This is a genomic window from Rhodoferax sp. OV413, assembly GCF_945881795.1.
In the GTDB taxonomy this organism is placed as follows: domain Bacteria; phylum Pseudomonadota; class Gammaproteobacteria; order Burkholderiales; family Burkholderiaceae_C; genus Allorhodoferax.
In genome coordinates, this window is sequence record NZ_CAMCVG010000080.1 from 1 (window position 1) to 10,157 (window position 10,157).

General features: G+C 63.9%; 9 protein-coding genes. 5 read left to right on the top strand and 4 right to left on the bottom strand.

The features are described from left to right. Positions 1-43 precede the first annotated feature (43 nt). Entirely contained in the window at positions 44-346 is a 303-nt protein-coding gene (locus Q0O05_RS09695) for a type II toxin-antitoxin system HigB family toxin (RefSeq protein ID WP_293662519.1), read from the bottom strand. Between the two features lie 154 nt (positions 347-500). Between Q0O05_RS09695 and Q0O05_RS09700 the strand changes: the two genes are divergently transcribed. Beyond that, a complete protein-coding gene (locus Q0O05_RS09700) occupies positions 501-1,931 on the top strand; it encodes a DUF945 family protein (RefSeq protein ID WP_293662520.1) in 1,431 nt (476 codons plus the stop codon). A 27-nt stretch (positions 1,932-1,958) separates the two neighbouring features. On the opposite strand, the gene Q0O05_RS09705 is transcribed toward Q0O05_RS09700, so the two are convergent. From Q0O05_RS09705 to Q0O05_RS09715, 3 genes are read right to left on the bottom strand one after another with little or no spacing between them, the layout of a single operon-like run. Further along, positions 1,959-3,959: a DUF3488 and transglutaminase-like domain-containing protein gene (locus Q0O05_RS09705; RefSeq protein ID WP_293662522.1), complete on the bottom strand. Its 2,001-nt coding sequence runs from the start codon at positions 3,957-3,959 to the stop codon at positions 1,959-1,961. Between the two features lie 45 nt (positions 3,960-4,004). Continuing rightward, on the bottom strand, positions 4,005-5,006 hold the full coding sequence (locus Q0O05_RS09710) for a DUF58 domain-containing protein (protein ID WP_293662524.1): 1,002 nt from the start codon (positions 5,004-5,006) through the stop codon (positions 4,005-4,007). Further along, positions 5,006-5,926, bottom strand: a complete 921-nt coding sequence (locus tag Q0O05_RS09715) for a MoxR family ATPase (RefSeq protein WP_293662526.1) — start codon at positions 5,924-5,926, stop codon at positions 5,006-5,008. The genes Q0O05_RS09710 and Q0O05_RS09715 overlap by 1 nt, the downstream gene beginning before the upstream one ends. A gap of 62 nt (positions 5,927-5,988) precedes the next feature. Between Q0O05_RS09715 and Q0O05_RS09720 the strand changes: the two genes are divergently transcribed. The 4 genes from Q0O05_RS09720 to Q0O05_RS09735 form a co-directional block, all read left to right on the top strand. Next, the gene (locus Q0O05_RS09720; protein ID WP_293662528.1) at positions 5,989-7,269 is read left to right on the top strand and encodes a mechanosensitive ion channel domain-containing protein; all 1,281 of its coding nucleotides are present in this window, start codon (positions 5,989-5,991) and stop codon (positions 7,267-7,269) included. A 171-nt stretch (positions 7,270-7,440) separates the two neighbouring features. Beyond that, positions 7,441-8,190, top strand: a complete 750-nt coding sequence (locus Q0O05_RS09725; protein ID WP_293662530.1) for an electron transfer flavoprotein subunit beta/FixA family protein — start codon at positions 7,441-7,443, stop codon at positions 8,188-8,190. A 24-nt stretch (positions 8,191-8,214) separates the two neighbouring features. Next, complete coding sequence (locus Q0O05_RS09730) at positions 8,215-9,168, top strand: electron transfer flavoprotein subunit alpha/FixB family protein (RefSeq protein ID WP_293662532.1); 954 nt, start codon at positions 8,215-8,217, stop codon at positions 9,166-9,168. Positions 9,169-9,180: 12 nt separating this feature from the next. After that, positions 9,181-10,157 (top strand): acyl-CoA dehydrogenase family protein (locus tag Q0O05_RS09735; RefSeq protein ID WP_293662533.1); only part of this gene is annotated, 977 nt, incomplete at its 3' end.

Genomic DNA, 10,157 nt, shown 5'->3' on the forward strand with positions numbered 1-10,157 from the left:
CTGAATGGCGCCTAAATCGAAATTCGTTTGAACGGTTTGTATGCTATTTCATTCCTTTCCTGTAACGCTTGCACCATTTGTCGTACTCGGCGTGCGTCATTACTTCGCGGACGTAAATGCGCTTTCCCCTGTAATGGACTACGACAACCACGCGATAGTTGTTACCCGCCCCATCGAAAACCACATAGGGCGGTACATAGTCCGCCGCGTTGAAAAACTGTTTGATGTGATCAAAACCTTGGAAGTCAGTGTGTTCGACAATGGTGTGCCATTGGCGCAAGGCTGACTCCGCCGCCGGGTGCCTTAGCCAGAAGTTACGAAGCATCTTGAGCGATATGACGTGCATGGCTAAATTATATCGTAATGATATGTGCGGCCCGGTCTGCAAATGTGGCCTGGCCTGGCCTGTAAATCCGCTTTCCCTTTCACATGCGCCCCTCTGAACCTCGGCGGATATTATTTGTTCGGCGCCGCATTTCTCCAGCCCCCGCCAACTCCTCATGAACTCCGATTCCACTTCCGACACCACCCAGCGCGAGCCGCCATCTGAGGCGCTCGGTCCCCACCCAAGCCGCTCGGCCCAACCCAAAGGGCCACGGATGCTGGCCGGCATGGGGGCTTTGCTGTTGGCGCTGGTGGTGCTAGGGGCCTTAGCGGGTCTCGCGCTGCCCTGGTACAGCGCGCGCACGCTGGCGGCTGAGCTGCAGTCGTTGGCGGCGGCCCATGCTGACGGGGCGCTGCGCATTCGCAATCTGGCGCACCAGGAGGGCTGGTTTTCTTCGCGCGGGGCGATGGACGTTGAGTGGCTCAATCAATGCAGCGAAGACGCGGCAGACCCCGTGGTGGTGCGGGTGGACTATGCGGCGTCGCATGTGCCCGGCCTGCGGGGCCTGACGCGCTTTGAGTGGAGTGCCGCGCCTGCTGGAGCGCCTGGCGCCCCGTGGCAGGAGATGCTGCGCGGCGGCAAGCTGAGTGGTCAGGGGCATGTGAGCTTCGCCGGCACCCTGGTGAGCGACATGCAACTGCCCGAGTTGGGCCTGCTGGCCCGCGGTGAGAGCTTGCAGGTCGCGCCGTCCCAAGGGCACCTCGAAATCAGCGGCCGGGCCTTGCGGTTTGACTGGGTGTTTGACCGCATGGTGGCGCGCGGCAATGGCCGTGCCTTAGAGGCCAAGCAAATCAGCCTGCACCTGGACCTGACAGACCGCGCGCTTGGGATGGGGGCAGTGACGCTCGGTCTGGAGAGCCTCAGCACCGAAACCGTGGCCCTGCAGGGACTGCGCTTGAGCAGCCACACCAGTCAGAGTTATGACCGGCTGGACTCCAAGTTCACCCAGTCGGTGAGAAGCCTGCAATTTCAGGGCCGGAGCCTGAACGACCTGGCGCTGGTGGCCGAAATCAAGGGCTTGCACACTGCCAGCTTGGTGGCGATCAGCAGAATAGTGGGCGAGACCTGCGCCATGCGTAACGCCACACTGGGTGAACAGCAGCAATTACGCGCGGCTGTAAAGAAGCTGCTGCTGTCGGGCTTGAGTGCGGGCATCCCCATCCTGAAGGGCGGCGGCATGGAAGGCAGTCTGGAAGGCGATCTGCTGCTTACGCTGGCGCCCTCGCCGGGTGACGATGTGTTGCTCGCCACGCAGCTCTCGTCCAGCGGAAACATCACCGCCAAAGGACGGCTCATGCCGCCCGATCAGCGGGAATACGCCCTGTCCACTGGTCTTGTCCGCGAGTTGCCCGATGGGGTGCAGGCGTCTTTTGATTACGGCGCCGGCGTGCTCAAGGTCAGCGGCAAGACCATGGACGGCGCAATGGTGCAGCTGGGCCTGCAGAAGTTCGACGCCTGGCTCAAGGCCTTTCTCTCAGACCAGGCAGAAGACGCACCGGTAGAGGAGCCGCCCTTGGTAGCCCCCGCCGAAGCACCACGGTCCTAGGCCCTTGCTATTTCGGGCCTGGCGTACTCAGGCCGCGAACCAGCGCAGCCGCCGAAGCTCGCCCTGGAGGCGGCGCAAAGTGGTTTTGTCCGGCCCTGGGCGCGCGTAACGCCCAGCCTCCAGCCGCAGCAACCAATCCACCGCCTCGGCTGTGGCCTTGCCATGCGCTTGCAGCAGTCCGGCCATGGCCCTTGGCGTGCTGTCCGGCGGCACATCCAGTCCTGCAGCCCGCAGCCTGAGCCCAGCGGTGTGCAGCAGGCGCAGCCACGGATCGTGCGCTTGGCGGTTCCACCAGCTCCATGCAGCGCCCAAGAGGCTGGCGCCCACGATGAGACCGATCAACGCCGTGCTCAAGTCCTGCCAGCTGGGGGACTGGACGCCGAGCTGGCGCAGCAGGTCCATCTGCTTGGCCTGGCTGTAGTTCAGCACCCACTGGTTCCAGCGGTTGTTGGTGGCCTCCCACAGCGCGCGCAGGCTCACGGTAAAGCCCGGACTCACCGTGTTGAGCGCCTGGGTGAATACATCGGGCTGCCGTTGTAGCCGCCGGATGGTGCCAACGCGCGCCGGTGCCACCGCCGCAGTGGGATCCACCCGCACCCAGCCGCGCGAGGGCATCCAGACTTCGGTCCATGCATGGGCGTCGCTCTGGCGCACCGTCCACAACCCATCCACGCTATTGACTTGCCCGCCCTGATAGCCGGTGACCACGCGTGCCGGCACATCGAGCGCGCGCATCAGCAGCACAAAGCTCGACGCGATGTGCTCGCAAAAGCCGAGCTTGCGGTCGAACCAGAACTCGTCGGCGGTGTGGGTGCCAAAAACGCCGGGCTCCAGCGTGTATTCGTAGCCGCCGGTGCGCAGCTTCTCGAGCACCGCGTCTACCAAGGCCTGCGCTCCGGCGTTGGCCAGCGCGGGGGTGCGGCGCAAGTCGGCGGCGAGTTGCAAGGTGCGCGGGTTAAATCCCGGCGGCAGGTCCACAAAGTCCTGCAGGCCCACCACCGGCTGCAAGGGGCCGTGGCTGAAATCAGCAAAACTGCTGGCGCGGTAGCGCACCAGATCGGTCATGGGTTGGTCGGTCTGCCATTGCAGGTCGGGGCCCATCCGCGCGGTGTAGCCGCGGATGTCGGGTGCCTGAGGGGTGGCGTCCAGCACCATCAGCCAGGGCCGGTTGTTGGCGGCCAGCGTTACCTGGTAGTCCACCGGCGCGCCGCGCACCTGAAGGCCGGCCTGCAGCTGCACCCGCGCCGGAAAGGCCGAACGCAGAGGCCGCCACTCCCGACCGTCAAAACTGGAGAACACCGGCCCGCGGAAGTACATCTGGTCCTGCGCGGGCGGTGCGCCGTCAAACCGGATGCGCATGGCCACGCTGTCGTCGAGCGCGAGGCTGGCGATGGTGCCCACCTGCATCTGCCCCGAGAGGCCGCTGCGCCCGCTCATGGCGTCGCCGGGCATGCTCCACAGCGGCGCCATGCGCGGAAAAAGCAAAAACAGCGCCACCATGATGGGCGCGCCGGCCAGCATCATCCAACCCGCAGTGCGGGCCGCCCTGATGAGTGGCGGGCGGCCCACCGGCATGTGGCTATTGACCAGCGCAGTGAGCAGCCCCCACAAAGCCAGCACCATGGCGGCGGCCGTGGGCAGGCTTTGCGAGAAAAAGAAGTTACTGAGCATCGCAAAAAAGCCCAGAAAGAAAATGACAAATGCATCGCGCTGCGCCCGCAGTTCCAGCGTCTTGAGCGCCAGCAGCACCACCATGAAGGTCACGCCCGCATCCCGCCCGAAAAGGGTTTGGTAGCTGGTCCAGGTGCCTGCCATCGCCAGCACCAAAAGGCCCAGCAGCCACCAGCGCGATGGCAGCGGCCTGCCGCCCCAGGCCAGCAACCCCCGCCACACCAGAACACCGACGACGATGAGGCTGCACCACCAGGGCAGTCGCTCGATTTGCGGCACCACCACCCAGGCAATCACCAGCAGCAGGAACAGGGTGTCGCGCGTGTCGCGGGGAAGGGTGCGAAGGCGTTGCAGCATAGTGCGGGCCAATAGGGGTTGAGGGTCGGGGTTCAGGGTCGGGGTTCAGGCCAGTGCCAGCGCCTGCAGACACCGCTGCTGGTGGGCCGGGCCGCTGTCCGGGGGAAGAACCTGCCCGCCCAGACGAAGGCCGTAGCGCAGGCCGCGGCTCTCTGCCTGCAACACCCATGCGCACAGTCGCGAGAGGGCCAATTCGCGGACCGCAGCACCCAGAGGGCCCTGGCGGCTGCGAACGGTCTGGAGGGTAGGAGCAAGGTCTAACCACAGGTCCAGGGGCTGCGCCTCTTCGGTGTCGCGGCTCACCAGCGCGTCGCTCTTGGCCGCCTTCTTCCAGACGATCTGCTTGCGCGGGTCGCCCCGGCGGTAGGCCCGAAGGCCGTCGAGCTCGCCGCTGCTGTGCCGCTGCGCCGGGTGTTGCCCGCTGGCGCCGGGCTCGCCAGGGGGCAGGGGTGGCGGCGACGGCTCGGGGGTGGGGTAAACAAGCACCTTGGACGCCGGATGCCACACCGTCCAGACCCTGAACGTGCCCAGCGGAAATCGGGTCTCGGCAGTCAGTGCGGGAATGGCGTGCCAGCCCCGCGTGGTGGCCTGAAACCGGACCTGCACCTGCGCGCTGCCTTGCGGCCCCACGTCCGTCCAGACCCACTGCCCGCTGCGAAGCACCGCCAGCGCGAGGCCGCAGCGGCTGCGTGGGCCGGGGTTGCTGATTTTTATATCTAATGGCACGCTAGCCCCCGCGAATGTTGCGCTAGGCGCTATTAAATGCATAGTGAGTCCGCGCAGGTTGCCGTGGCACACATGCATTCCCACCAGCGCCGCACCAGCCAGCATGAAGGTGAGCAGGTAACCCAGGTTGAGCTGGTAGTTGATGCTGGAAACCAGCAGCACCAGCAGGGTCAGCGCCAGCATCCAGCCCGGGGCGGTGGGCAGGATGTAGACATTGCGCTGTGTCAGGGTGCAGCTGTCATGGCGCGGCAGGCGGGATTCAAACCACGCCTGAAAACACCGGTGCGCCGCAGCGAGCGGGTTCCAGCCCGGGCCGGCCATCAGGGCAGGGGCACGGCGCGCAGCATCGCACGCACCTGCTCGGCAGCGCCGCGTCCCGCATCGGCCAGCGTCTGCAGGCGGTGGGCAATGGTTTGCGGCAGCACGGCCTGCACATCGTCGGGGGCCACATAGTCGCGCCCGCTGATAAGCGCCTGCGCCTTGGCAGCGCGTAGCAGCGCGATGCCGGCGCGCGGCGAGAGGCCCTGCACAAACCAGCGTCCGTTGCGGGTGGCGCTGATGAGGTCTTGCACATAGTCCAGCAGGGCGGGCGCGGTGTGCACCGCCAGTACCGCCGCTTGCAGCTGCTCCAATTCCTCGGGTTGCAGCAGGCTGGGCAATTGTTCGAGCAGCGCTCGGCGGTCGTCGCCTTCGAGCAGTGCCCGCTCGGCCGCGCGGTCGGGGTAGCCCAGCGAAATACGCATCAAAAAGCGGTCCAGCTGCGACTCGGGCAGGGGGTAGGTGCCCAGCTGGTCCAGCGGGTTCTGCGTGGCAATCACGAAAAAAGGGCGGGGCAGGGCGCGGGTCTCGCCCTCGATGGTGACCTGTTTCTCTTCCATCGCCTCGAGCAAGGCGCTTTGCGTCTTGGGGCTGGCGCGGTTGATTTCATCGGCCAGCAACACCTGCGCAAACAAGGGGCCCGGGTGGAACACGAAGGCCTCCTTGGCGCGCTCGTAGACGGCCACGCCGCTCAGGTCTCCGGGCATCAGGTCGGAGGTGAATTGCACCCGCGAAAACTGCAGCCCCAAGGTGCGCGAGAGCGCGTGCGCCAGAGTGGTTTTGCCTACCCCCGGCACATCCTCAATCAGCAGGTGACCACCGGCCAACAGGCAGGCCACGCAGTCGCGGATCTGGTCGGGTTTACCCACAATCACCGTGTTAAGCTGATTGAGCAGCGACCCGAGTTTGTCTTGTATGTGCATGCGCAAACCTTACCTGAAATCGGGTCCGTCAAGCATTTGTCGCAATTTCATTGGTGTGATTGATGGCTAATCTCAAATCCCTCCCGTCCCCGCAGCCGATTGACGACTTCGCCGGCTGGCTCAACACATTCATGCAAGCCACGGTGCTGCTCGAGTTGCTGGCGCTGTGTGTCTGCGTTGCCGCCGCCTGGGGCCTGGTCGCAGCGTTGCGCCGCGCGATGGCCGTCACCGATGACAGCTCGATCTGGTTTGGCGAGCGGGTGGTGGATGGGGTGCTGTTCCCCTTGGTGCTGCTGTGTCTGGGGTATCTTGCGCGCGAATTGCTGGGCCATTTCGTGAGCATTGCGGTTTTCCGGGTGGTCATTCCGGTGTTGATTGCGCTGGTGGTTATTCGCGTGGGGGTCAAGGTCTTGCAGGCCGCATTCGCCAAGGCCCGCTGGGTCCGCCCGCTGGAGCAGACGATTTCCTGGGTGGCCTGGATTGTCATGGTCTTGTGGGTGAGCGGCTTGCTGCCGGCGGTGCTCAACGAGCTGGACCAGATCAGCTGGAAGATGGGTGGCTCCACGCTGTCGGTGCGCAACATTATTGAGGGCATGGTCACTGCGGGCGCAGTGCTCATCATCACGCTGTGGATTTCATCGGGCATTGAGTCGCGCCTGCTGCGCTCGGCCACCGGCGGTGAGCTCTCGCTGCGCAAGGCAGCCAGTAACGCGGTGCGCGCAGTGCTCATGCTGGTGGGGCTGATGCTGGCCCTGTCGGCGGTGGGTATCGACCTCACGGCCTTGTCGGTGCTCGGCGGCGCTGTGGGGGTGGGTATCGGCTTGGGCCTGCAAAAGCTGGCGGCCAACTATGTGAGCGGCTTTGTCATCCTGACGGAAAGAAGCATGCGTATCGGCGACACCGTCAATGTGGACGGCTTTGAGGGCCAGATCACCCAGATCAACGCCCGCTACACCGTGCTGCGCAGCCTGAGCGGACGCGAATCCATCGTTCCCAATGAGATGATGATCACCCAACGGGTCGAAAACCTGTCGCTGGCCGATACCAGGGTGAGCCAGTCGGTGAATGTGTCGGTGGGCTATGGCAGCGATGTCGATCAGGTCATGGCTCTTCTGCTCGAGGCTGCCCTCAGCCAGCCCCGCGTGCTGCCTGAGCCCGCGCCCTTGGTGATGTTGGCCAATTTCGGGCCCGATGGGCTGGAATTCAGCCTGAACTATTGGATCGAGGATCTGGAAAACGGGCGGGGCAACCTGCGCTCCGACATCAACCTGACCATCCTGCGGCTCTTGCGCGCGAACGGTATCGAGATCCCGTTCCCGCAGCGGGTGGTGCACAGCCGCTGAGCTTGCAGGGAAAACCCTCTTTTAAAAAAAGCACGACCGTTCTATTTTTTGCTAAAATAGGGCCGCTGCCAGCGCCTGCAGAGTGAATTGTTCGGCGCGGCATAGAATCGAATGATTGACGTGCACGTCAACACCGGCGTGCACTACCCCCCACTATCTGGAGTCACATCAATGAAAGTTCTGGTACCCGTCAAGCGCGTCGTGGACTACAACGTCAAGGTCCGCGTGAAGTCGGACAAAACCGGCGTTGACATTGCCAACGTCAAGATGAGCATGAACCCGTTTGACGAAATCGCGGTCGAAGAAGCCGTGCGGCTCAAAGAAAAAGGTGCCGTCTCCGAGATCGTCGCTGTTTCCTGCGGCGTCGCACAATGCCAGGAAACCCTGCGCACCGCCATGGCCATCGGCGCCGACCGCGCCATCCTGGTGGAAACCAGCGAAGAACTCCAGCCCCTGGCGGTGGCCAAGCTCCTCAAAGCCCTGATGGACAAAGAACAACCCGGCCTTGTCATTTTGGGCAAACAAGCTATTGATGACGATTGCAACCAGACCGGCCAAATGCTCGCCGCACTGGCCGACCTGCCGCAGGCCACCTTCGCCTCCAAAGTCGAGATCATCGAAGGCGCCGCCCACGTCACCCGCGAAGTCGATGGCGGCCTCGAGACCCTGGCCCTCACCCTGCCGGCCATCATCACCACCGACCTGCGCCTGAACGAGCCCCGCTACGTCACCCTGCCCAACATCATGAAGGCCAAAAAAAAGCAGCTCGACACCTTCAAGCCTGAAGACCTTGGCGTGAACGTGGCTCCGCGCATCAAAACGCTCAGCGTGAGCGAGCCGCCCCAGCGCAGCGCCGGCATCAAAGTGCCCGATGTGGCCACCCTGGTTGCCAAACTCAAGAACGAAGCCAAAGTCATTTAAGTACGTCAGCAAAGGACCGCCACCATGCTCGCCCTCGTTATTGCCGAACACGACAACATCGCCCTCAAAGGGGCCACCTTCAACACCGTTACCGCTGCTGCGCAGTCCGCAGGCGCAGTCCACATTCTGGTGGCAGGCAGCAACGCAGGCCCGGTCGCCGCGGCCGCCGCCCAGATTGCAGGCGTCTCCAAAGTCATTCATGCTGACAGCGCCGACTTTGCCCACGGTTTGGCTGAAAACATCGCATCCCAGGTGCTGGCCATTTGCGCCGCTGCCGCCGGCACCCCGCAGGCTTACACCCACGTCGTCTTCCCCGCCACCGCCTCGGGCAAGAACATCGCCCCCCGGGTCGCTGCCAAGCTCGATGTGGGACAGGTTTCCGACATCACCAAGGTGATCAGCACAGACACTTTTGAGCGCCCCATCTACGCCGGCAACGCCATCGCTACCGTGCAAGCCACCGATGCGGTGAAGGTCCTTACCGTGCGTACCACCGGCTTTGACCCTGCCGCTGCCAGCGGAGGCAGCGCAACTGTTGAGACCGCAACTGCTGCAGCGGCCAACGTGGCGGTGCGCTTTGTGGGTTCCGAGATTGCCAAGAACGACCGCCCCGAACTGACCGCCGCCAAGATCATCGTCTCGGGCGGGCGTGCATTGGGCTCGGCCGAGAAGTTTGCCGAATTCATGACGCCGCTGGCTGACAAGCTGGGCGCTGCCATGGGCGCCTCACGTGCAGCGGTCGATGCCGGCTACGCGCCCAACGACTGGCAAGTGGGCCAGACGGGCAAGATTGTGGCGCCCCAGCTGTATGTGGCCTGCGGCATCAGCGGCGCGATTCAGCATCTGGCGGGCATGAAAGACAGCAAGGTGATCGTGGCCATCAACAAGGACCCCGAGGCCCCGATCTTCAGCGTCGCTGACTACGGGCTGGAGGCCGATTTGTTCAACGCGGTGCCGGAGTTGATTGCTGCGCTGTAAAAGGAGATTGCTATGAGTTACGTTGCCCCCGTCAAAGAGATGCTGTTCAACATCCAGCACCTAGCTGGCATTGAACACATCGCGCAACTGCCCGGTTTTGAAGACGCGGGCCTGGACACCGCGCAGGCGGTGCTGGAAGAGTCGGCGAAGTTCTGCACCGAAGTGCTGGCGCCCCTGAACTGGGAGGGCGACAAGAACCCGAGCAGTCTGAAAGACGGCGTGGTTACTTCAACGCCGGGCTTCAAGGAGGCCTTCAAGCATTTCACCGAGGCCGGCTGGCAAGGCTTGCAGCACCCCACTGACTTTGGCGGCCAAGGTCTGCCCAAAACGATTGGCGCGGCCTGCGGCGAAATGGTCAACAGCGCCAACCTGAGTTTTGCGCTGTGCCCCTTGCTTTCGGACGGGGCTATCGAAGCCCTGCTAACCGCCGGCTCGGACGAGCTCAAGGCCACCTACCTGGGCAAGCTCGTGAGCGGAGAGTGGACCGGCACCATGAACCTGACCGAGCCGCAGGCAGGCTCCGATTTGTCACTGGTGCGCAGCCGTGCCGAGCCGCAGCCGGACGGTACCTATAAGGTCTTCGGTACCAAGATTTACATCACCTGGGGCGAGCATGACATGGCGGACAACATCGTCCACCTGGTGCTGGCCCGAGTGAGCGGGGCGCCCGAAGGCGTCAAGGGTATCAGCCTCTTTGTGGTGCCCAAGTTTTTGGTGGGCGATAACGGCGCACTGGGCGCGCGCAATGACGTGCAGTGCGTCTCCATCGAGCACAAGATGGGCATCAAGGCCAGCCCGACTGCGGTGCTGCAATACGGCGACGGTCTGGCCGGCAGCGTGGCAGATCGTGCTGGTGCCGGCGCCGTGGGCTATCTGGTGGGTCAGGAAAACCGTGGCCTGGAGTACATGTTCATCATGATGAACGCCGCCCGCTACGGCGTGGGTGTGCAGGGCGTTGCGATTGCCGAGCGTGCTTATCAAAAGGCGGT